Source organism: Roseateles oligotrophus (assembly GCF_014204525.1).
Taxonomy (GTDB): Bacteria; Pseudomonadota; Gammaproteobacteria; order Burkholderiales; family Burkholderiaceae_C; genus Paucibacter_A; species Paucibacter_A oligotrophus_A.
Genome location: NZ_JACHLP010000001.1, coordinates 33,863 through 56,208 on the forward strand (window position 1 = coordinate 33,863; position 22,346 = coordinate 56,208).

Consider the following 22,346-nt stretch of genomic DNA (forward strand, 5'->3'; position numbering starts at 1 on the left):
TCATGACTGGCAGCCTGAGCCCCGCCCTGCCCTTCGACCCCCTGCGCCCGCCGGACAATCCCGGCATGGGCCGCGGCTTCGCCATTGCCGCCATCGCCCACGCCGCCCTGCTGGCCGCGCTGAGCGCCGGCGTGCACTGGCGCACGGAGACCCCACCCGCCTTCGAGGCCGAGCTGTGGTCGGCCCTGCCGCAGGCCGCCGCGCCCAAGGAGCAGTTGCCGCCCGAGCCTGAACCCGAACCCACGCCGCCCCCCAAGCCCGTGCAGGCGCCCCCGCCGCCCCCGCCCGCCGAAGACCTGCAGGCCGAGCGCGAGGCGGAGATCGCCATCGCCAAGGCCAAGGAGAAAAAGAAGCAGGAGCTGCTGGAAGCCAAGCGCGAGGCCGAACGCGAGGCCCAGCGCAAAAAGGACGAGCTGGCCAAAAAGGAAAAGGAACGCGAGAAGGCCGAGAAGAAGGCGGCGGAAGAAAAAGAAAAGCAGAAACAGGAAAAGCTGGACAAGCTCGAGAAGCAAAAGCAGGACAAGCTGGCCAAGGACGCCGCCGCCAAAAAAGACGCCGCCCGCGAGGCCAAGGCCGAGGCGCAGCGCCAGGAAAACCTGCGCCGCATCCAGGGCATGGCCGGCGCCAGCGGCGCCCCCAACGCCAGCGGCTCGGCCCTGCAGTCCTCCGGCCCCTCGGCCAATTACGCCGGCCGCATCAAGGCCCGCGTGCGCCCCAACATCATCTACCCCGACACCGGCAGCGCCAACCCGGTGGCCGAGGTCGAGGTGCGCACCGCGCCGGACGGCAATATCATCGCCCGCAAAATCCTCAAGGCCAGCGGCGACAACGAATGGGATAACGCCGTGCTGCGTGCCATCGACAAGACGGCCGTGCTGCCGCGTGATACCGACGGCCGCGTGCCCTCGGTGCTCATCATCAGCTTCAAACCGCGCGAGTAGGCCTGAGAGGGTGAGAACTTTTTACTGCGCGGCCGCCATGCGTCGTTGGGCGGTGCTCGGAATCCTCACGTACAGGAAGTACGTTCCGGCATCCGCAGCTCCGTCCGCCTAGCCTGGCAGCCGCTCGCTACAAAAGTTCACACCCTCTGACCTGACGCGAAAGATCAGCGCATCCACCGAGAAGCGCCCCGCCCCGAACAAGGCCACCGCCAGCAGCAAAACGCCCCAGAGCTGATGGCCAGCCAAGGCGGCCGGGGCGATTTCGCTGAGACTCGCCACCGCCACCAGATTGACCACGCTGAGGCCCAGGGCGGCAAAACGCCCGCCCAGACCCAGCACCAGCAAGACGGGCAGGGCCAGCTCCCCGGCCGTGCCCAGATACGCCGCCAGCTCGGGCGGCAAGAACGGCACCTGGTATTCATCCTCGAACAAGGCCAGGGTGCTGGACCAGTCGCGCAGCTTGCTCAGGCCCGAGAGGAAAAAAACCTGGGCCAGATAAAACCTGGCCAGCAGGAGCGCCAGTGATTGGGCCTGGGCCAAGACCCAGTTCAGCCAGACCGGGGCCGCGTGTGAACGCAGCGAAGAGCGGCCTGGATCGCAGAGCAGACGCAGCAGCACGGTGAAAGCATTGAGAGCGATATTCATGGCGATTCCTGTGCATTGATTTCAAGCGCAGCCCAAAGGCATTCCTCGCGCAGCCAGCGCTGCAAGACGACGCCAAAGTCGTAGTCGGGCTGCATGAGCAAGGCGCTTTGCAAGGCGGTGTCCAGATCCAAGCCGGCCAGCAAGGCCTGCAACAAAACAGCTTCAGCGGGGTCCGGAAAACGCGCCTGCACCGTCCAGGCTTGGCGCCAGACCAGCAGGGGCTGCGGCACCCAGCTCAGCATCCGGGCCGCGGCGATGAGGTCCTCATCGGCCGCCGCCCCGCCCCGCCACAGCAGCAAGGCGGCGGGCGAAATCTGCTGCAGGCTCAGGCCGGGCCGCATGCGCAGGCCCAGGCGCGCCGGCTCAAGCTGCGCCAGCAGATGCAGGGATGGGCCGTCCAAGACCCCATCGGCACAGCCTTCGGCCCGGTGGGCGGCCCAGCACAGCCGGGCCAGCTGGCAGGGCAAGGCCTCCATCTGCGGCTGCCGCGCCAGAAAGTCCGCCAAGTCCGCGCCCCACTCGGCCAAATCGCCGCGCTGCGGCGGGCTGGCCCGCCAGAAGGCCCAGGCCATGGCCGCGAACGAGGCCTCGCCCAGCCATGCATGCAGCGGGCCGTAGACGGCGGCCAGGGCGCGCGCCGCCAGGGCCTGGGCGTTGCTGCGGTAGGCCTGGAGCCCACGCTGCAAGCCAGCCGACCCCAGGCCGCACAGGCCAGGCACCGCGCCCCTGCCGCTAGCCAGCGCGGCCAGCAAGGCCGCCTGCCGAGCCTGCAGCTCGGCCCGTCCATCCAGCTCAAGCGGGCTCATAACAAACCTCCTCCATGCATTGCGCGGCCAGCCGCGCCTCGTCCAGCAGCAAGGCCAGCGGCGGCAGATGGCTGTCCCACTCGATCAAGCTCGGCAGCGGGCCGAAGCGCGTCAGCGCGTGGGCATAGAGCTGCCAGACCTCGGCGCAGACGCGGCTGCCATGGTCATCGATCACCAGGCCCTCCAGCTCGGCATGGCCGGCCAGATGGATCTCGGCCACGCTGTCGCGGCGCAGGCCGTCCATCCAGCGGCAGGCCTGGGCTTGAGCCTCGGCCTTGTCGGCGCCACGGTTGCGCGCATTGACGAAGAGATTGTTGACATCGAGCAGCAGGCCGCAGCCGCTGCGCTGGGCCAGGGCATTGAAGAACTCGGGCTCGCTCATCTCCTCGTCCCCGGCACTCTCGGCCCAGCCCAGATAGGCGCTGAGGTTTTCCACCAGCAAGGGCCGGCGCAGCCGCTCCTGCACCTGCTGCACATGGGTCACCATCAGGTCCAGGCTGGCGCGGCTGAAGGCGATGGGCAGCAGATCGCTGGCATGCTGAAAGCCGGCCCCACCGGGCTGGGGCACGCGGGCGAAGCTGGCGTGGTCGGAGACCCGGCAGGGCTGGATGCGCTCCACCAGCCGCGCCAGCTTGTCCAGATGCCAGGCGTCCAGGCCGCAGGCCGAACCCAGGGACAGGCCCACGCCATGCAGGCTGATCTCGTAATGCTCGCGCGCCTGGCTCAGCAGGGCCAGACCGGCGCCGCCCTCGGCAAAGAAGTTCTCGGAATGCACTTCCAGAAAACCCAGGGCCGGCCGCTGCTGCATCAGTTGCCGGTAATGCGGCTGGCGCCAGCCTATGCCCACCGGGCTTGCTGGAGTGCGCAGCATGTCAGGACTTCTTGGGCTTCGCAGCCGCCAGCGCGGCCTTGGCCTCGGCGGCGCTCAAGCCCTGCTGGCTCTTGCAGCTGCCCTTGGCCACGTACTGCCATTCATCCGGCGTCATCGCGGCCGTGGCCTGGCCGGCACAGGAGTGGCTGCCGCTCAGATTGGCGCAGTCGTTCTGGCCGGCCTTGCTGATGCCATAACATTTTTCCTTGGCGGCCTTGGCCTCGGCCGCCGTGGCGGGCGTCAACAAGCCCAGGGCCAGCACGGAGGCCAGGGCGGAAGAAACAATAGCGCTCGTTTTCATCGGGTAACTCCATCAAAAGCGGCACAAGCCGTGCCTGCTCTTGCGTCGGGGCAGGCGCCGCAGTCCTTACACTGCGCGCAGAGAAATCTCGAAAGCGAGCGCATGACCGAGACCGCCCAGGGGACGACCGGCCCCGCCATGGCCAAGCAGTTGGAACAGTTGCGGCCGCAGCTGCTCAAGTACGCCACCCTGCAGCTGCGCAACCCCGCCTGGGCGGAGGACGCGGTGTCCGAAACCCTGCTGGCCGCGCTGGAGCGACCGCAGAACTTTGCCGGCCAGTCCCAGCTGAAGACCTGGTTGATCGGCATCCTCAAGCACAAGCTGGTCGACCAGATCCGCCGCAATAGCAAGGAAATGTCGGCCACGGCCGAAGACGGTCAGAGCGTGGACGAGGAGCTCTTCCACCCCAACGGCCATTGGCGCGAGATGCCGCAGGACTGGGGCGACCCCGAGCACTGCCTGCGCCAGCTGGACTTCATGCGGGTGCTGGAGGCCTGCGTCGAACATCTGCCCGGCCAGCAGGGGCGCTTGTTCATGATGCGCGAGTGGCTGGAGCTGGACACCGAAGAAATCTGTAAGGCCCTGGGCATCAGCGCGACCAATCTCTGGGTCATGCTGCATCGGGCCCGGCTGCGCCTGCGCGAATGCCTGCAGCTCAACTGGTTCGGGGCACAGGCCTCGCACACCCAAGAACAAGGAGGAGTGCTGTGAAGCTCAGGCCCAATTGCCGCGAAGTGACCGAGATGGTCTTGCTGGCCCAGGAAAAGCCGCTGTCGCTGAGCGAGCGCCTGGCCGTGCGCCTGCATCTGCTGATCTGCAAGGCCTGCCCGCGTTTTCTCAAGCAGGTCGAACTGATGCGCCGGGCCAGCGAACGCTGGCGCCACTACAGTGAAGAGTGAAGCTGCGGGCTCTGTGCCCGCCAATTCGGCGCTTTGAACCGGTCTCCGCGCATTAGCATCGGTGGGGCGTAGAGCCAGGCCGTCGCTGAAGCGTCCGGCTCCAACCCTGTTTGGAGGAATGAATGCCCGATTTGTCTGCCCCGCTGAGCTGGCCCCACGGCGAAGCCCCTGCCGATGCCAACACAGCCCCGGGCAAGCTCAACTTCGTCTGGCCCATGCCGCCCTTCGCAGCCTACCCGCGCGCCAAGGCACAGAACGCACCCGAACCCTGCGAGGTGCTGGGCCTGAACGGCAGCCGCAACCCCGGCCACCTGATCCTGATGGCCGCGCACGAGCGCATCGCCCAGGTGCTGGTGCCGCCGGCCCGCAATGCCATGCCGCTGAAGTTCGGGCAGTTCCGCGCGCTCAAGCTGCTGCGCCCCATCGTCGCGGCACCACGCGAGAGCAATCAGGCCGACGATGTGCTCAAGCTGGACTCGCGCCCGCGCAGTGAATTCAAGCTCTTCTTTGTCGGCGGCGGCGAGCTCAGGGGCCGCACCATCGGCCATTGCCAGGACGAGCTGGGGCTTTTCCTCTTCCCGCCCATCAGCGATGCGGATGACTCGGTCTACCGCGTCTTCATCCCCCGCGAGGTGCTGGACCATTTCGAGATCGGCGAGCGCATCGGCGATGTGCTGGTGAAGGAAAACCTGGCCACCGCCGCCCAGATCAACGAGGCCGCCAGCGAGCAGCAAAGCCTGCGCTCGCGCCGCGTCGGCGACATCCTGGTGGCCGAGAGCATCGTCAGCGCCGAGCAGCTGATGCTGGCCATCGAGCAGCAGGCCCGCATGCCCATGGTGCGCATCGGCGAGGCCTTGCTGGCCCTGGAGCTGATCACCGAGGCCCAGTTGGAGCATGCGCTGGAGCTGCAGCGCGGCGACCGCTCCGTGCCCCTGGGCGAGCTGCTGGTGCGCCGCGGCATCGTCAGCCGCCAGGCCCTGCAATCGGCGCTGGCGCGCAAGATGGGCTACCCCATCGTCGATGTGGCCAGCTTTGCCATCGAGCCCGATGCGGTCAAGAAGATCCCCTATGCCGTGGCCAAGCGCCTGGACGTGCTGCCCCTGCTGCTGCGCGACGGCCGCCTGATCGTGGCCATGGAGGACCCGACCCGGCGCGAGGCCCTGGACGAGATCGAATTCATCGCCCAGCTCAAGGTCACGCCCACGCTGACCAAGGTCGGCACCTTGCTGAGCGCCATCCCGGCCACTTACGAGCGCTATGGCGGCGACGCCATCGCACGCAGCGAATTGCTCCCCGGCGCCCATCCCTCGCAGGATTTTTCCCTCGACAAGGCCGATCAGCTGATCGAAACCCTGGAGCGCGAGGTGCAGGACCGCGGCGGCCGCGACGACGAAGTGCCGCTGGAACAAAGCGACAACTCCCTGGTACGCCTGATCAACAGCATGATCATCGAGGCCAGCAGCCAGGGCGTGTCCGACATCCATATCGAGACCTATCCGGGCAAGGAAAAGCTCAAGATCCGCTTCCGCAAGGACGGCGTGCTCAAGCCCTATCTGGAGCTGCCCAACACCTACCGTAACGCCATGATCGCGCGCATCAAGATCATGTGCGAACTCGATATCTCCGAGCGCCGCAAGCCGCAGGACGGCAAGATCAACTTCGCCCGCTTCTCGCCCCAGCACAAGCTGGAGCTGCGGGTCGCCACCATCCCGACCAATAACGGCCTGGAAGACGTGGTGATGCGCTTGCTGGCCTCCTCCAAACCCATCCCGCTGGAAAAGCTGGGCCTGACCGCGCGCAATCTGAGCGAGCTGAAAAAGGCCGTCAGCCGCCCCTACGGCATGGTGCTCTGCGTGGGCCCCACCGGCTCGGGCAAGACCACCACCCTGCACTCGGCGATGAGCTATATCAACACGCCGGACCGCAAGATCTGGACCGCCGAGGACCCGGTGGAAATCACCCAGGCCGGCCTGCGCCAGGTACAGGTCAACCCCAAGATCGACTGGACCTTTGCCAAGGCCTTGCGCGCCTTTTTGCGCGCCGACCCGGACGTGATCATGGTGGGTGAAATCCGCGACGAGGAGACCGGCGAGATCGCCGTCGAAGCCTCGCTGACCGGCCACCTGGTGATGTCCACCCTGCACACCAATAGCGCGGCCGAGACCATCACCCGGCTCTTGGACATGGGCATGGACCCCTTCAACTTCGCCGACTCCCTGCTGGCCGTGCTGGCCCAGCGCCTGGTGCGACGGCTCTGCCCCAATTGCCGCAGCGCCAAGCCGATTGCCGAGGCCGATCTGCAGGAGTGGCTGGACGACTATCTGCACATCTACCCCGAGCACCAGGGCCCGGCGCGCCAAAGCGTGCTGGACGACTGGGTCAAGAGCTACGGCCACAAGGGCCAGCTCCTGCACTACCACAGCCCCGGCTGCGAGGCCTGCGACCACAGCGGCTACAAGGGCCGGGCCGGCCTGCACGAGCTGCTGGCCGTCTCCAAGGTCTTGCGCCGCCAGATCCAGACCGGCGCCCGCGCCGAGGAGCTGCTGCAGACCGCCCTGACCGAGGGCATGCAAACCCTGCGTCAAGACGGCATATTGAAAGTCCTGCAGGGCGTGACCACCATGGCCGAAGTCCGCGCCACCAGCAATGCATAAGCCACACGATGGATACTGAACCAAGCAGCAACAACGGCTCAAGCGACCCCGGCTCCGGCCCGCCACAAAAAATGCGCCTGGGCGATGTGCTGGTGCAGCAGCAGCTGATCTCGGAGGCCCAGCTGCTGCAGGCCCTGGATCTGCAGCGCAGCAGCGGCAAGAAGCTGGGCCGCTTGCTGATCGAGGCCGGCCTGATCACCGAGGAGGCGCTGGCCCATGTGCTGGCGCGCCAGCTGCGCATTCCCTTCGTCAATCTGAAGAGCTTTCCGCTGAAGAGCGATCTGGTGCGCCTGCTGTCCGAGACGCCGGCGCGGCGCTTTCGCGCCATCGTGCTGGAGGATCGCGGCGAGGCCTTGCTGGTGGCCATGGCCGACCCGCTGGACCTGTTCGCCTACGACGAGCTGAGCCGCCTGCTCAAGCGCCGCATCAACATGGCCGTGGTGGCCGAGAGCCAACTGCCCACGGCGTTTGACCGCCACTACCGCCGCAGCGAAGAGATCAGCGGCCTAGCCAAGGCGCTGGAAAAAGACATCGGCGACGCGGTGGACTTCGGCGCCCTGCAGGCCAGCGTGGGCCAGGAGGGCGCGCCGGTCGTGCGCCTGCTGCAAAGCGTGTTCGAGGACGCCACCCAGGCCGGCGCCTCCGACGTGCACATCGAGCCGCAGGAGGGCGAGCTGCTGATACGCACCCGCATCGACGGCGTGCTGCAGACCCAGACGCAGGCCGACAAGCGCATCGCCGCCGCCCTCTCGCAGCGCCTCAAGCTGATGGCGGGCCTGGACATTTCCGAGAAGCGCCTGCCGCAGGACGGCCGCTTCACGCTGCGCCTGCGCGAACGCACCATCGACGTGCGCCTGTCCACCCTGCCCGGCCAGTACGGCGAATCGGTGGTGATGCGCTTGCTGGGCCAGGGCACGGCCATACGCCGCCTGCACCAGATCGAAATGCCGGCGGACATGCTGGCGCGCTTTCGCGAAATCCTGTCCCAGCAGTCCGGCATGGTGCTGGTCACCGGCCCCACCGGCTCGGGCAAGACCACCACGCTCTACGCCGCGCTCAGCGAGATCGACGCCGAGCAGCACAAAATCATCACCGTCGAAGACCCGGTGGAATACCGCCTGCCCGGCCTGACCCAGGTGCAGGTGAACGAGAAGATCGAACTGGACTTCGCCCGCGTGCTGCGCGCCACGCTGCGGCAGGACCCGGACGTGATCCTGGTCGGCGAGATGCGCGACCCGCAGACGGTGGAGATCGGCCTGCGCGCCGCCATCACCGGCCATATGGTGCTGTCCACCCTGCACACCCGCGACGCCATGAGCACGCCCTTCCGCCTGCTGGACATGGGCGCCCCGCCCTTTATGGTGGCCACCTCGCTGCAGGCCGTGATCGCGCAACGCCTCTTGCGCGCCCTGTGCGAGAACTGCGCCGAACCCCACACGCCGACGCCGCAGGAAGCGGCCTGGCTGGGCGCCATCGCGGGCGCGGATGGCGCGGGCATCCGACCCAAACGCGGCGTCGGCTGCTCGGCCTGCAATGGCTCGGGCTATGCCGGCCGGCGCGGCATCTACGAGATGCTGGAAATGAATGCCGATATGGCCCTGGCCGTGCAAGCCAGCGACGCCGCCGGCTTTATGCAGGCCGCCCGCTTGGCCCTGAAGGGCAAGACCCTGGCCGACCGCGGCCTGGCCCTGGTCAAGGCCGGCAAGACCTCGCTGGCCGAGGCCATGCGCATCAGCATCGACACCGACGTCTAGCCATGCAAGCCTTTGCCTGGCGAGGACGCAATAACCGCGGCGAGTTGCTGGAGGGCGTGATCGACGCCGACAGCGCCGACGCCGTGGCCGCCCAGCTGATGGCCGGTGGCGTCGTGCCCACCGGTATTGAACTCGGCGGCAGCAGCCTGTCCGCCCCCAAGCAGGACTTCTGGCAAAGGCTGCAGGCCCGGCCGGTCGGCATGGAGGACTGCCTGGTGATGACGCGCCAGCTCTACACCTTGCAAAAAGCCGGCGTGCCGATTCTGCGCGCCCTGGCCGGCCTGGAGGCCTCGACCGCCCAGGCCGCCATGGTGGAGATGCTGCAAGACCTGCGCGCCAGCCTGGACCAAGGCCGCGAGCTGTCCACCGCCATGGCCCGCCACCCCAAGGTCTTCAGCCCCTTCTACATCGCCATGATCCGGGTCGGTGAGATGACGGGCCGGCTGACCGAGGTGCTGCTGCGCCTGTCCCAGCATCTGGAATTCGAGCTGGACATCCGTGCCCGCATCAAGCAGGCCTTGCGCTACCCCGCGATGGTGGTGGTGGCCATGATCATCGCCATCATCGTCATCAATATCTTTGTGCTGCCCACCTTTGCCACGGTGTTCGCCGGCTTCAAGGCCGAGCTGCCGCTGATGACGCGCATGCTGCTGGGTTTCTCGGCCTGGACCCTGCACTGGTGGCCCATGGTCTTGATAGGCGCGGCCGGCGGGGTCATGGCGGTGCGCGCCTGGCTGGCCACGCCGACGGGCCGCTACCGCTGGGACCGCCGCAAGCTGCGCCTGCCCATCGCCGGCGAGATCGTGCTCAAGGCCACGCTGGCGCGCTTCTCGCGCAGCTTTGCCCTGGCCTATAGCTCGGGCGTGCCCATCAGCCAGACCATGACCGTGGTGGCACAGACCGTGGACAACGCCTATATCGGCAACCGCATCGAGCAGATGCGGGACGGGGTGGAGCGCGGCGAGAGCATCTCGCGCTGCGCCGCCGCCGCCGGCGTGTTCACCCCCATCGTGCTGCAGATGATTGCCGTCGGCGAGGAGACCGGTGAGCTGGACGGTTTGATGATGGAGATCGCGCAGATGTATGAGCGCGAGACCGACTACAGCATCAAGGGCTTGTCGGCCTCCATCGAGCCGGTGCTGCTGCTCATCATCGGCGTGCTGGTGCTGATCCTGGCGCTGGGTGTCTTCCTGCCTTTGTGGAATCTGGGTCAGGCCGCCATGGGCCGCGGCGGTGGCTGAACAACACGGGCCGCGGCAAGACGGGACTATTTCACAAGGCCCGGGAGAAAGGCCTGGAAACACCCGCTTGTTCTCAAGTCGCCGGGCCAGGCCCCGATATACAGTTTGTGCGAATGGCCGATGAGTTGTGACGTCATGCCCCTTGTGCAAGCGCGTCACGGCCCCGTCCGAAATGTATTGAATCCCTCTCTCGCCTGAAAAAAAGGAACATCATGAAGAAGCAAGCCGGTTTTACCTTGATCGAACTGGTGATGGTGATCGTGATCCTGGGCATCCTGGCCGCCGTGGCCCTGCCCAAATTCGTCGATCTCAAGAGCGATGCCAAACAAGCCGCCGTCGCCGGCGTGGCCGGCGCGCTGAGCAGCGCCTCGGCGGTCAACTATGCGGCGCGCAAGGCCAAGGGCGCGACCAGCGCAACCACCGCCATCACCAATTGCGGCGACGTTAGCAAGGCCTTGCAAGGCGGCATGCCCGCCACCGTCGTGATCACCCCGGCCATTGCCGCCTCGGGCGTGCCTGCCGACACCTCGGTCGCCACCTGCACGGTGCAGGACTCCGTCGACAGCACCATCACGGCCAGCTACACGGCCATCGGCATCCTGTAATCGGCGGGCTCGCCCGGCCAGCCCCAAGCCCCTGTGTTCCTGCCTTCGCAAGACCGGACCAGGGGCTTTACGCTGATCGAACTGGTCATCGTCATGACGATGATTGGCGCCCTGGCCGTCTTCGCCCTGCCGCGCCTGGTCGACACCGAGATGTGGCGGCTGCGCGCCTTCAGCGACGATCTGCAAAGCCAGATGCAAGCCATGCTGCGCCTGTCCCTGGTACAGCGCCGGCCCATCATCGCCACCGTCAGCGGCAGCGGCGCCACCTTCGCTTACGTGGGCGGCGGCCCGGCGCTCGCCAGCGTCAGCTGCCCCGCCACGTCCAGCCCCTGCATTGCCGAATCGGGCAGCCGCAGCATCACCTTCAACAGCGGCAATAGCGGTTCCAGCCTGACCTCCACCGGCGCGGCCATGGCCGTCACCGTCAGCTCGGGCAACTACAGCCAGGGCTATGTGCTGGAAAACGAAACCGGCCTGTTCTACGCCACGCCATGAACGCCGTCTGCCCTCCACGCCGACAGCTAGGCCTGTCCCTGATCGAGCTGATCCTCTTCATCGTCGTCATCAGCGCGGCCCTGGCCGGCGTCTTGCGCGTCTTTCTGCAGGCCGGCAGCAGCAGCGCCGACCCGCAGATCCAGCGCCAGGCCCTGGCCATCGCCGAGTCCCTGATGGAAGAGGTGCAGCTGATGCCCTACTCCTTTTGCGACGGCGACGACGCCAATCTGGAGAGCGCCGACGACGCCTCGGGCTGCGCCAGCCAGGCCGAGGCCATGGGCCCCGAGGCCGGCGAGAACCGCTACAGCACGCCGCAGTTCGACAATGTCAACGACTACCACGGCTTCGCCATGACGGGCGGCATCCGCGACATCGGCAACACCCTGATCCCCGGCCTGGCGGGCTATAGCGCCACGGTGCAGGTCGTGGCCGCCGGCCTGGGCAGCATCAGCCAGGCCAGCGGCGATGCGCTGATGATTACCGTCAGCGTCAGCGGCCCCAACGGCAGCCAGGTCCAGCTCAGCGGCTGGCGTACCCGCTATGCGCCCAAAGCCGGTATCTGACTCCCCCTGCCGCAAGGGCCAGCAAGGCTTCACCCTGGTCGAGGCGGTGATCGTCATCGTGCTCACCGGCATTCTGGCGGCCATCGTCAGCGTCTTCATCGTCGGCCCGGTACAGGCCTATATCGCCAGCAGCGAGCGGGTCCGCCTGGCCGACAACGCCGACACGGCGCTGCGCCGCATGGGCCGCGATCTGGCTCGGGCCCTGCCCAATAGCGTGCGGGTGACGGCCAGCGGGCAAAGCCTGGAGCTCATCCCCACCACCGATGCGGCGCGTTACGCGACCCAGGGCAGCAATGCCCTGCAGTTCGGCGTCGTCGATGCCAGCTTTGACCTGGTCGGCCCGGGCCTGAATCTGGCCAGCGGCCAGCAACTGGTGTTCTACAACCTGGGCGTGGACGTGCCCGACGCCAACGCCTATGCCGATAACAGCAGCGCGGCGGCTCAGGCGGTGTCCAACCGGCGCGGTTTCAGCAATGGGCCGGGCCTGGCCAGCAGCATCAATCTCAATGCCCTGGGCCCCCTGCCGACCGGCTTGCTCGCGCCCCCTTACCGCGTCTACGCGGTGGGCAGCCCCATCAGCTACCGCTGCGACCCCATCAACAAGACCTTGCTGCGCTACCAGGGCTATGGCTTTCTGCTCACCCAGCCCGACCCGCCCAGCGGCGGCAGCAGCAATGTTTTGGCCAGGGGCGTGGCCGCCTGCAGCTTCAGCTACAACCCCGCCTCGGTGGCGGCAAGAGCCGCTCTGATTACCCTCAGATTGACTCTCGCCAGCAACGCCGACGGCACGGGCGAAACCATCACCCTCTACCATGCCCTGCATGTCGACAACCTGCCCTGAACGCTTTCAGGCAAGACCTGACCCCATACACCGGAGCCGCTCACCGCAGGCGGGCTTCACCCTGGTGTCCATGCTCTTTATCCTGGTCGTGCTGGCCGTGCTGGGCGCGGCCATGGCCAAGTTCAGCATGCGCCAGCAACTGGGCTCCAGCAGCGAACTGGCCGCGGCCAAGGCCATGCAGGCGGCGATCGCCGGCCTGGAGTGGGCCAGCTTCCAGCTGCTGCGCAACCCGCCGCCACCCGCCGCCGCACCCGCCTGCTTTGGCAAGACCAGTATTGCCCTGCCCGGCGGTCTGAGTGATTTCGTCGTCACCGTCAGCTGCAGCCTCAGCAGCAGCAGCGATGGCGGCGACAACTTCAACTTCTACCAAATCACCGCGACCGCCTGCAATGCGCCCAGCGCCGGCGCCTGCCCCAGCACGGCCCCGCTCAACCCCAGCTATGTGGAGCGCCAGCTGAGCCGGCGCCTGGTGCGATGAAATTATTCAAACCCTGCTCTCTCCCGGCCGGCCTGGCTTGGCTGGCCCTGCTCTTGCTGCTGGGCCTGCCCAGCCCGGCCGCCTGGGCCGCCGCCTACAGCTTTCCCGGCAATCTACCGGCCGGCTGCACGGCCGCCGGCGCCACCTATACCTGCGGCCCCCTGGTGCTGGCACAAGGCGATACGGTCAGCATAGGCTCGCCCAAGCCGGCCACGATCCGAATCAACGGCTCTCTGGACGTCGGCAACAACGTCATCTTCAACGGCGGCAGCAGCAGCGACCTCACACTCTTCGTCAGCGGCACGCTGAGCCTGGGCTACCAAAGCCTTTTGCGCGGCAAGGTCGAGGCCGCCAGCGTCCTGGCCTACGGCGCCGGCACGCTCACCGCGGGTTCGCTGAGCACCACCGGCAACGGCAGCATCCAGTTGCTGGACAGCTGCTCCTCGGAGCTCGTCAGCAGCGTTGGCGGCGCCATCAATGTGGGTGCGCGCTGCACCATCACCGGCAATCTGGTCAGCAATAGCGGCGCCATCACCGTCGGCTATATCGGCCAGGTCAAGGGCAGTATCAGCAGCGCGGGCGCCATCAATCTGGACCAGGCCGCCGTGATCACCGGCGATGTCAGCAGCTCGGCCAGCACCGTGGACCTGGGCTACCAGACCTCGGTCAGCGGAAACATCAGCGCCGCCGCACGCATCACCCTGGGCCAAGCCAGCCAGACGGGCGGCAATGTCAGCAGCAGCGGCGGCGGCGCCGTCAATCTCGGCTACCAAACCCAGGTAAACGGCAATATCAGCAGCAGCGGCACCATCACCGTGGGGCAGGCCGCCCTCATCGGCGGCAAGGTCACGGGCGGCAGCGGGGCCATCAGTTTCGACTTTGCCGCCAAGGTCAGCGGCGAGGTCAGCAGCAGCAGCGGCAGCATCAGCTTCGCCCAGTCCTCGATCGCCCAGGCCTGCGTGCGCTCCACCGGCTCGGCCAGCATCAGCCTGGGCTATCTGGCCAGCATCAACAGCGTCTGCTGCGGCAGCAGCTGCGGCAATAGCTGTGTCAGCAACAACACCGGCTCCGCCATGCCGCCGGCCTGCCTGCCCACGCCCATCGCCGAATACCGCTTCGACGAGTGCAGCTATAACGGCACATCGAGCGAGGTCAAGGACGCACGCGGCAGCTACCCCGCCACCGCCGTGCTGGGCGCCACCACCGCCGGCGCCAGCCCCGTCGTGGTGGACCGTTATGCCGATCTGAGTGCCTCCACCGGCCGGCGCTATATCTCGCCGAACAGCAGCATCCCGATCCCCACGAACTGGAGCATCAGCAGCTGGCTGCGCCTGCCCTTTTCCAGCGGCGGCAGCCGCTACCACGTGCTGGCCGCCGTCAGCGGCGGCGGCGACCTGCTCTATCTGGACGGCAATAACGGCTTTCTCTGGGGCAGTTACACCCCCGGCACTACCGTCAACGGCAGCTTCAAGTTCAACACCTTGAGCAATGGCTGGCACCATGTGGGCCTGGTCGGCACCGGCAACAAGACCTCGCTCTACATCGACGGTGTTTTCAAGGAGACCGTCAATCTGCAGGCCAAGGGCAATCTGGCCTTTGTCGGCGCCTCCTGGGATGCCGACCAAGGCACGCAGGAGGGCATCAACACGCAGATGGACGAGTTCCTGGTCTTCAACAGCGCCCTCGGCGCGGCCCAGATCAGCGCCATCTACAACAACCAGTTGGCGGGCAAGAACCACGACGGCAGCGCCCGCAACCCCAGTGCCTGCAACCCGGCCGTGGCCAGCTTTGTCGTGACGGCCACGGCGGCCGCCTCCACCTGCAGCCCCAAGAACTTCAGCGTCACGGCCAAGGACGCCTCGGGCAACACCCTCAGCAGCTATATCGGCAGCATCAATCTGGCCACCTCCACCAACCGCGGCGATTTCTCCGCCGGCAGCGGCCCCAGCCCCAGCGGCACCCTGCTGCCCGGCACGGCCAACACCGGGCGGGCCAGCTACACCTTCGCGGCGGGCGACGCCGGCGTCGTCAATCTGCGGCTCAGCCACGGCCTGGCCCAGGACCTCAGCATCAGCGTGCAGGACAGCGTGCTTGCCAGCGCCACCGGCAGCTCCGGCACCCTGCAGTTCCGCGACACCGCCTTTGTCTGGTCCGAGGATCTGGGCAACAAGATCGCCGGCAGCAATATCGCCGTGGCCGGCCGCAACCACGATCTGCAAGTAGCCTTGTGGAAGAAGGACAGCGTCACCGGCAACTGCGCCATCGCCACCGACTACAGCGGCAGCCGCAATCTCAAGCTCTGGCGCAGCGATAGCGCGGGCCCCTGGACGGCACCGGCCATCAGCTCGCCCGCGCTGACGATTCCCGCGGCCCGCCCGGCCAGCAACAATCTGCTCAACACCAGCTTCAGCAACGGCGTGGCCAGCCTGACGCTGACGACGAGCGATATCGGCAAATACGCGCTGAACCTGGATGACGACAGCCTGCTCTACGCCGCCACCACCATCAGCGGTGGCCTGGGGCCCTTGACCGTGCGCCCCTTTGCCCTGGTCGTCAACGGCCTGAGCCTGGGCGGGGTGAGCAATCCGGCCGGCAGCCTGGCAACGGACGCCAAGTTCGGCGTGGCCGGCGCCAGCTTCAGCGCCACCTTGGGCGCGTATCGCTGGAGCAGCACGGCCGATGCCGGCAATGACGGCCAGGTCGACAGCGGCGCCAGCCTGAGCCAGGTCACGGCCGGCGGCCTGGCACCCTCGTACAGCACGGCGATTACCTTGAGCCCGCTCAGCGGCAGCCAGACGCCCAGCATCGGCGTGCTGGGCAGCCTCAGCAATAGCGGTGGCAGCAATCCGGCCATCGGCGGCTTCAGCGGCGGCCAGGTCACGGTCAGCGACCTCAGGTACAGCGAGGTCGGCAGCTTTGCGCTCAATACCAGCGCCGTGGTGCAGAACTTCCTGGGCACGGCCGGCCTCAATCTGGATGCCAGCGTCTTCGCCGGCACGGCGCAGAACAATCGCATCGGCCGCTTCGTGCCGGCCGGTTTTGTGGCCAGCAATGCGGTGCTCACCCAGCGTCAGGCGGCCGCTTGCAGCCCGGCCTCCACCTTCAGCTATCTGGGCGAGGACTTCCGCATTGCCTTCACGCTGACGGCGCAGAACGCCCAGGGTGCGACCACACAGAACTACACCGATGTCTTCGCCAAGCAAGACCTGAGCGCCCTGAATCCGGCCGGGATCCAGGGCAGCACGCCCTTCAAGAGCGGCGGCCGCCTGCTCGCCAGCAGCACGGGCGGCTGGTCGCTGGGCCAGGCCAGCCCCGTCTTGACGGCGCGGGTCAGCCGCCTGAGCACGCCGGACGGCCCCTTCGCCAGCGCCAATTTCGGCATCGCGCCGGTCGATGCCGATGGCGTGGCCATGCGCAGCCTGGATCTGGACACTGACAGCCCCGCCAACGGCAATGATCGCAGCTCGCTCAAGACCGCCGCCGCCCCGACGCTTGCCCTGCCCGTGCCTCTGCGCTTCGGCCAGCTGCGCCTGCAAAACGCCATCGGCCCGGCCACCCGCGACCTCAATCTGCCGGTACAGGCCCAGTACTGGAACGGCACGAACTTCATAACTAACACCGATGACAGCTGTACTTCCATCGATTCCAAAGCCGTGAATTTCGGAAACTACCGGAAAACATTGGCGGTAGGAGACGGCAGCCTGATCTCAAAGACTTATCAACTCAAGCGCGGGGAAAGCAGCTTGACCCTGAGCCGGCCCGGCGGCGGACGCAGCGGCAGCCTGGATGTGGCGCTGAGCCTGAACAGCTTGAGCGACCAGAGCTGCCTGCAGACCTGGAGCCCCAGCCCCGCCGCCACGGCCAGCGCCTCGCTGGCGTATCTGCAGGGCGCCTGGTGTGGCGTGGGTACACCGAGTTATGTCAAAGATCCATCGGCGCGTGCCAGCTTCGGTTTGTTCCGGGGCTCCGACAACATGATTTATCAGCGCGAAAACTACTAAGAAAGCAATGCCCAGATGAAGTGGCCCTGGTTGAAAGGACGTGGCAGCAGGAACAAGCTGCGCCTGAGCTTGCGCTGCAACGGCCGGCAGATCGCCTATGTGCTGAGCGAGCCCGGCCTGAACCAGAACCTGCCCTGCCCGCTGCTGCGCTGGGGCGCCATCGCCCTGGACCCCGAGCTGGCCTTCGAGCCGGCCGTGGACCAGGCCTTGCAAGCCTTGAATCTGAACGCGGGGGAGGTCATCGGCCTGCTGGAGCCGGAGGAATACCAGATCCTCAAGGTCGACACGCCCAATGTGCCCAATGAGGAGCTGAAGGCCGCGGCCCGCTGGCAGATCAAGGAGCTGGTGGAAAAACATCTGGACGACCTGACCCTGGACGTGATGCATGTGGGCGGCGATGTGCCGCGGGTGCAGCGCCAACTCTTTGTGGTCGCCGCCCGCAGCACGGCGGTGGAGCTGCGCAGCAAGCATTGCGCCGCCGCCGGCCTGGCCCTGCAGGTGGTGGACACCTGGGAGACCGCGCTGCGCAATCTGCAAACCCTCAAGGCCCGCTCCGAGGGCCTGCAGGAGCGTGCCTGCGCCGCGCTGCTGATGATGGAAAACCATTGCCTGCTGACCATCAGCGCCGGCGGCGAACTCTTCTACACCCGCCGCCTCGACCATGACCCCCGCCTGGCGGCCCGCGCCACCGGGCAGCTGGTGGTCAAAGCCCAGCAGGAGGCTCCGCTGGGTTTCGAATACACCCCGGGCGCCGACTACCTGAGCCCGCAGGACGATAGCGAGGAGTCGGTGCTCATCATCGAGTTGCAGCGCTCCATCGATCTGTGGGAACGCAGCTGGCCCGAGCTGCCCCTGGCCCGGCTCTACCTGCTCTCTGCGGAGCATGGCGAGGCCGTGGCCGCCCTGATGCAGCGCGAGCTGGGCTTGCGCACCCTGGCCATGGGCCCGGCCCAGCTGTTCAGCGGCATCGATGAGGCCGAGCTCAGCGAACCCGCCCGCCTGCGTGAGCTGGAGGCCTGCCTGCCCTTGCTGGGCGCGGCCCTGCGCCAGGAATCGCGCGCCCTCTGAAGCCGAACCAGGACAGAACAAAAACACCCCAACCATGGTTCAGCAAGTCAATCTCCTCACCCCCATTCTGCTGACGCCCAAGCGCCTGCTCTCGGCCGCGACGATGCTGCAGGCCTTTGCCCTGTTGCTGGCCGCCACCCTGGCCCTGGGCCTGTGGTTGAGCCTGCAGGCCCAGGCCTCGCGCCAGGCCTTCAAGCAGACCCAGGAACGAGGCGCGGCCGAACTGCAAAGCCTCAGCCAGGCCCTGGCCAGCCTGCCCCCGCCGGTGGACCCCCAGCTGCTGGCTCAGCAGCTGAGCCAGCTGGAGCAGACCAACCAGGCCCAGGCCCGGCTGCTGAGCCTGCTCCGAGGCGGCCTGGCCGCCGAGGGCTGGCGCCATTCCGATCTGCTCAAATACCTGGCCCAGACCGTGCCACCCAGCGTCTGGCTGGCTTCGCTGCGCTGGCAAAGCGGCCATCTGGAGCTGCAGGGCGCCACCCTGGATCCGGTAGCTCTGCGCACCTGGCTGGAACGCCTGGCCGGCAAGCCCTTGCTGGCCGGCCTGGAACTGGGCACGGTGCGGGTCGAGAAATGGTCGGCCGAGGGCCCGCCCGCCAGCGATGGCAACGAGGCCGCACCGGGCCATACGCTGGCGCCGCCCGGCGCCTTGCAAAGCGCTGGCCTGCCCAAGCCCCGCGCCGGCCAGGCGGTCTGGTCCTTCAGGGTCGTCAGCGAACTGCCCCTGCCTCCCACGCCCACGGCGCTGCCGGGGAGAACGCCATGAGAGCCCTGAGCACCGCAGGCCTGCAGCAACGCTGGCAGCTGTTTGCCAAACGGGTGGACGCCCTGAGCCTGCGCGAGCGGGTGTTCACCTTTCTCTGCCTGGCCGCCCTGCTGATCGCCGCCTTTGACAGCCTGCTGATCGCGCCGCTGAAGCAGGAAGCCCAGCAACAGTCCAAGACCCTGCAAAAGCAGAACCAGGATCTCAAGGCCTTGCGCGATCAGTTCAAGCTCAGCGCCGGCCAGGGAGCGACGGCCGCCTCGGCGCCGCTGGCGGGCGATTTGGGCCCGCCCTTGCAGCAGCGCCTGATCCTGGCCCAGCAACAGCGCGCCCAGCTGCGCCAAGCCATCACGGCCGGTATGCAGGGCATGGACCAAAACCAGCCGAGCCTGCCCGAGCTGCTGGCCACCTTGCTCAAACAGCATCCCGGCCTCAGCCTGCTCAAGCTCGGCACGCTCAAGAGCGGCAGCCAGCCGCCCCAGTTCGGCCAGGCCGCGGCAGACAAGCCGGCCACGCCAGCCAGCGGCCCTGCCGGCAACAGCCCCGCACCCGGCCTGGAATGGCTGGGCCTGGAGTTGCAGCTCTCGGGCGACTATCTGGAACAGTTGCGCTACCTGAGCCAGCTTGAAAAAGCCCTGCCCCAGCTGCACTGGGGCGAAATGCGCCTGTGGTCGCAAGGCGATGGCAAGCCCGTGCTGCTGCAGCTGCAAATCTTTTTGCCCAAGGTGAAGCCATGAGGCGCCCGCTCCTGCCAACCCTGCCGGCCCTGCTAACTCTGTTCTTGCTCGGCGCCCTGCCGGTCCATGGCGAAGAACTGCGCGACCCCAGCAGCTGGCCCGCCGCCCTGCGCGGCCCGGCCGGCAGCACGGGCGAAGGCGAGGCCTCCGGCAACGCGGCAGAGCAGCAGATCAAGCAGATCGTGGTCCGCCATGGCAAACCCTTTGTCGTGGCCGGCGGCCGCGAATGGGGCGTCGGCGCCAAGCTGGGCACGGCCACCATCCTGCGCATCGAGGAACAAGCCGTCTGGCTGCGCGATGCCCAGGGCAGCCGCCGCGTGGCCCTCTACCCCGGCATCGAGAAGAAAGCCGCCAGCGATGCGGGCGGCGGCAAGCCCCGGCCCACGGCCGCCAAGGCCAAGAAATCAAAACCCGAAGTCAGCGCCCCACTCCAGGAGACACCATGAAGCCAAGGCGCCATCTGCAAGCCTCGACCCCACCCATGAATTCTTTTTTCATGCGCTCGCTGCCCAAGCCCCGCTGGGCGCTCCCGGCCGCCTCGCCGTTGCTGCTGCTGGCCCTGGCCGCCCTGCTCAGCGCCTGCGCCGACAAACCCCTGCAACTGGCCCAGCCGCGCCAGGAGTTGCGCCAGCAGCTGGAAGCCGCGCAGCAGGCGCAAGCCCAGCAGCGCTCGGCCGAGGCCGCGCGCGCGCAAGCCGCAGCGGCGGCGGCACCGGCGCCGGCTCAGTCCCCGCGCGAGGCGGCGCCGCCCGAACCGCGCTTTGACCTGATCGTCAACGGCGCGCCGGTGCGCGACGTGTTTCTGTCCCTGGTCACCGACACCCGCTACAGCATGATGGTGCACCCGGCCGTCAGCGGCAGCCTATCGGTCACGCTGAAGAGCGTGACGCTGCGCGAGGCGCTGGAGTCGCTGCGCGATGTCTACGGCTTCGACTTCAAGATCGATGGCCGCCGCATCACCGTCTTCCCGCCCACCATGCAGACCCGGGTCTTCACGGTCAACTATCTGCAGCAAACCCGCGTGGGCCGCAGCGAGCTGCGGGTCAGCTCGGGCGCCGGGCAAAGCACCAGCTCGGGCAGCGGCACGACGACGGGCAGCACCGGCAGCACCCCGGGCGCTAACGGCACACCTCAGCAGCGCGAAAGCACGCAGGTCTCCACCAGCAGCCTGAACGATTTCTGGGCCGACACCACGAGCGCCCTGCGCGCCCTGATCGGCACGGAAGGCGGCCGCGCCGTCATCGCCAGCCCGCAGGCCGGCACCGTGGCCGTGCGCGCCATGCCGGACGAGATGCGCCACGTCGAGGCCTTTCTGAAGTCCACCCGCCTGGCGGTGGAACGCCAGGTGATGCTGGAGGCCAAGATCGTCGAGGTGGAGTTGCGCGAAGGCTTCCAGAGCGGTATCGACTGGTCGGTACTGGGCAAGAACGGCGCCATCGGCCAGACCAGCGTCAACCCCTCCATCCCCAGCGGCGTCGGCACCGTCCTCAACCCCCTGGTCAGCAATAGCCAGGGCCTGCCGGTGCTGTCCACCGCCGCCCAGAGCCCGGCCTGGCCCGACCTGATCCCCATGGTCGCCTCCGGCAGCGGCGCCTTCGGCCTGGCGCTGACGCGCGGCGGCTTCCAGGGCCTGATCAGCTTTCTGGAAAGCCATGGCGACGCGCAAATCCTCTCCAGCCCGCGCGTGGCCACGCTGAACAACCAGAAGGCCGTGCTCAAGGTCGGCTCGGACGACTACTTCGTCACCGGCATCACCAGCGGCAACAACACCAACACCAGCAGCACGACGGGCAATACCACCAATAACGTCATCCCGACGCTGACGCTGACGCCCTTCTTCTCCGGCATCGCCCTGGACGTCACGCCCCAGATCGACGAAGAGAACATGATCACCCTGCACATCCATCCGGCCGTCACCGCGGTGACCGAGAAGATCAAGCAGATCGATCTGGGCACGCTGGGCAATTTCCGCCTGCCGCTGGCCTCCAACAGCATGAACGAGACCGACACGGTGGTGCGCATCCCCGACGGCAGCATCGTCGCCATCGGCGGCCTGATGCAGATGGAATCCAACCGCCGCGGCTCCGGCCTGCCGGGCGCCGACAGCAATGCGCTGACGGCCAATCTGTTCGGCAACCGCGCCAACTCGGGCCGCAAGCGCGAGCTGGTCGTGCTGATCAAGCCCAGCATCATCCGCAGCGCCGAGGACTGGGAGCAGCACAACCGCAGCGCGGCTCAAGCCATGTCAGACATGGACGACAAGGCCCGCCGTGTCATCACCATCAACGGCAGTGCGGCGCCGGCCGCAGCCGCCACCGCCAGCGGCGCCAAGCCCTGAACACTCAGCTTGGTGCAGTGTCTGACTTTTGAGAAAACTTATAACGGCTTGTTCTTGGACTGGGTGATGCTGGTTGCTTGCTGCAGCACCCCCTGCCAAGGCCCAGCCGGGAGTTCGCCCCGGCGGGCGCCCTACTTTTTTGCTTCGCCAAAAAAGTAGGCAAAAAAGGCGACCCGAAGCCTGGCCCCTGACGGGGTACGTTGCGGTGCTCAGCTTCGCTGGGCCGCGCCCAACTCACTGCGCTACGCTCCGTTCAAACAAGGGGCGCGAGTCAGTTCACGAAGTCGCTTCGCGACGCCCGCCAAAGCCAAGCACCGCAGCCCAGGCAACACGGGGAACTCGAAAACC

21 protein-coding genes are annotated in these 22,346 nt (G+C 67.3%); 17 read left to right on the forward strand and 4 right to left on the reverse strand.

Annotated features, from left to right (window positions below):
• The first annotated feature begins 2 nt into the window (after nucleotides 1–2).
• Nucleotides 3–941, forward strand: coding sequence for a cell envelope integrity protein TolA (gene tolA, locus HNP55_RS00165; protein WP_184294781.1), 939 nt, complete (start codon nucleotides 3–5; stop codon nucleotides 939–941).
• Nucleotides 942–1,049: 108 nt separating this feature from the next.
• Here tolA and HNP55_RS00170 read toward each other — a convergent pair whose 3' ends face one another.
• From HNP55_RS00170 to HNP55_RS00185, 4 genes are read right to left on the reverse strand one after another with little or no spacing between them, the layout of a single operon-like run.
• Nucleotides 1,050–1,586 carry a DoxX family protein gene (locus HNP55_RS00170; RefSeq protein ID WP_184294783.1) on the reverse strand — a complete coding sequence of 179 codons (537 nt, stop codon included), beginning with the start codon at nucleotides 1,584–1,586 and terminating at the stop codon, nucleotides 1,050–1,052.
• On the reverse strand, nucleotides 1,583–2,392 hold the full coding sequence (locus HNP55_RS00175; RefSeq protein ID WP_184294786.1) for a putative DNA-binding domain-containing protein: 810 nt from the start codon (nucleotides 2,390–2,392) through the stop codon (nucleotides 1,583–1,585). The genes HNP55_RS00170 and HNP55_RS00175 overlap by 4 nt, the downstream gene beginning before the upstream one ends.
• A complete protein-coding gene (locus HNP55_RS00180) occupies nucleotides 2,379–3,263 on the reverse strand; it encodes a DUF692 domain-containing protein (RefSeq protein WP_184294788.1) in 885 nt (294 codons plus the stop codon). The genes HNP55_RS00175 and HNP55_RS00180 overlap by 14 nt, the downstream gene beginning before the upstream one ends.
• 1 nt (nucleotide 3,264) lies before the next feature.
• Nucleotides 3,265–3,564, reverse strand: a complete 300-nt coding sequence (locus HNP55_RS00185; RefSeq protein WP_184294791.1) for a DUF2282 domain-containing protein — start codon at nucleotides 3,562–3,564, stop codon at nucleotides 3,265–3,267.
• A 102-nt stretch (nucleotides 3,565–3,666) separates the two neighbouring features.
• Here HNP55_RS00185 and HNP55_RS00190 point away from each other — a divergent pair, with 102 nt between their 5' ends.
• The 16 genes from HNP55_RS00190 (at nucleotide 3,667) to HNP55_RS00265 (ending at nucleotide 21,998) form a co-directional block, all read left to right on the forward strand.
• Nucleotides 3,667–4,275: a sigma-70 family RNA polymerase sigma factor gene (locus HNP55_RS00190; protein ID WP_246448081.1), complete on the forward strand. Its 609-nt coding sequence runs from the start codon at nucleotides 3,667–3,669 to the stop codon at nucleotides 4,273–4,275.
• A complete protein-coding gene (locus HNP55_RS23970) occupies nucleotides 4,272–4,463 on the forward strand; it encodes a zf-HC2 domain-containing protein (RefSeq protein ID WP_348648633.1) in 192 nt (63 codons plus the stop codon). Before HNP55_RS00190 ends, HNP55_RS23970 begins: the two co-directional genes overlap by 4 nt.
• 122 nt (nucleotides 4,464–4,585) lie before the next feature.
• On the forward strand, nucleotides 4,586–7,117 hold the full coding sequence (locus tag HNP55_RS00200) for a GspE/PulE family protein (RefSeq protein WP_246448082.1): 2,532 nt from the start codon (nucleotides 4,586–4,588) through the stop codon (nucleotides 7,115–7,117).
• Between the two features lie 8 nt (nucleotides 7,118–7,125).
• Complete coding sequence (locus tag HNP55_RS00205) at nucleotides 7,126–8,871, forward strand: GspE/PulE family protein (RefSeq protein WP_184294797.1); 1,746 nt, start codon at nucleotides 7,126–7,128, stop codon at nucleotides 8,869–8,871.
• A 2-nt stretch (nucleotides 8,872–8,873) separates the two neighbouring features.
• Nucleotides 8,874–10,112: a type II secretion system F family protein gene (locus tag HNP55_RS00210; protein WP_184294799.1), complete on the forward strand. Its 1,239-nt coding sequence runs from the start codon at nucleotides 8,874–8,876 to the stop codon at nucleotides 10,110–10,112.
• 212 nt (nucleotides 10,113–10,324) lie between these two features.
• Entirely contained in the window at nucleotides 10,325–10,717 is a 393-nt protein-coding gene (locus tag HNP55_RS24560; RefSeq protein ID WP_184294802.1) for a prepilin-type N-terminal cleavage/methylation domain-containing protein, read from the forward strand.
• A 33-nt stretch (nucleotides 10,718–10,750) separates the two neighbouring features.
• Entirely contained in the window at nucleotides 10,751–11,212 is a 462-nt protein-coding gene (locus tag HNP55_RS00220; RefSeq protein ID WP_184294805.1) for a prepilin-type N-terminal cleavage/methylation domain-containing protein, read from the forward strand.
• A complete protein-coding gene (locus tag HNP55_RS00225) occupies nucleotides 11,209–11,775 on the forward strand; it encodes a type II secretion system protein (protein WP_184294808.1) in 567 nt (188 codons plus the stop codon). The genes HNP55_RS00220 and HNP55_RS00225 overlap by 4 nt, the downstream gene beginning before the upstream one ends.
• A complete protein-coding gene (locus HNP55_RS00230) occupies nucleotides 11,753–12,616 on the forward strand; it encodes a type II secretion system protein J (RefSeq protein WP_184294811.1) in 864 nt (287 codons plus the stop codon). The genes HNP55_RS00225 and HNP55_RS00230 overlap by 23 nt, the downstream gene beginning before the upstream one ends.
• Entirely contained in the window at nucleotides 12,597–13,094 is a 498-nt protein-coding gene (locus HNP55_RS00235) for a Tfp pilus assembly protein FimT/FimU (RefSeq protein WP_184294813.1), read from the forward strand. The genes HNP55_RS00230 and HNP55_RS00235 overlap by 20 nt, the downstream gene beginning before the upstream one ends.
• A complete protein-coding gene (locus tag HNP55_RS00240) occupies nucleotides 13,091–17,095 on the forward strand; it encodes a DUF6701 domain-containing protein (protein ID WP_184294816.1) in 4,005 nt (1,334 codons plus the stop codon). Before HNP55_RS00235 ends, HNP55_RS00240 begins: the two co-directional genes overlap by 4 nt.
• Before the next feature lie 15 nt (nucleotides 17,096–17,110).
• Nucleotides 17,111–18,163, forward strand: coding sequence for a hypothetical protein (locus HNP55_RS00245; RefSeq protein ID WP_184294819.1), 1,053 nt, complete (start codon nucleotides 17,111–17,113; stop codon nucleotides 18,161–18,163).
• 34 nt (nucleotides 18,164–18,197) lie between these two features.
• Nucleotides 18,198–18,926 (forward strand): PilN domain-containing protein, encoded by a 729-nt coding sequence (locus HNP55_RS00250; protein ID WP_184294822.1) that lies wholly within the window; start codon nucleotides 18,198–18,200, stop codon nucleotides 18,924–18,926.
• Nucleotides 18,923–19,660 carry a hypothetical protein gene (locus HNP55_RS00255; protein ID WP_184294825.1) on the forward strand — a complete coding sequence of 246 codons (738 nt, stop codon included), beginning with the start codon at nucleotides 18,923–18,925 and terminating at the stop codon, nucleotides 19,658–19,660. The genes HNP55_RS00250 and HNP55_RS00255 overlap by 4 nt, the downstream gene beginning before the upstream one ends.
• The gene (locus tag HNP55_RS00260; RefSeq protein WP_184294829.1) at nucleotides 19,657–20,106 is read left to right on the forward strand and encodes a hypothetical protein; all 450 of its coding nucleotides are present in this window, start codon (nucleotides 19,657–19,659) and stop codon (nucleotides 20,104–20,106) included. Before HNP55_RS00255 ends, HNP55_RS00260 begins: the two co-directional genes overlap by 4 nt.
• A gap of 35 nt (nucleotides 20,107–20,141) precedes the next feature.
• Nucleotides 20,142–21,998, forward strand: a complete 1,857-nt coding sequence (locus tag HNP55_RS00265) for a secretin N-terminal domain-containing protein (RefSeq protein WP_221439412.1) — start codon at nucleotides 20,142–20,144, stop codon at nucleotides 21,996–21,998.
• The last annotated feature ends 348 nt before the right edge of the window (nucleotides 21,999–22,346 follow it).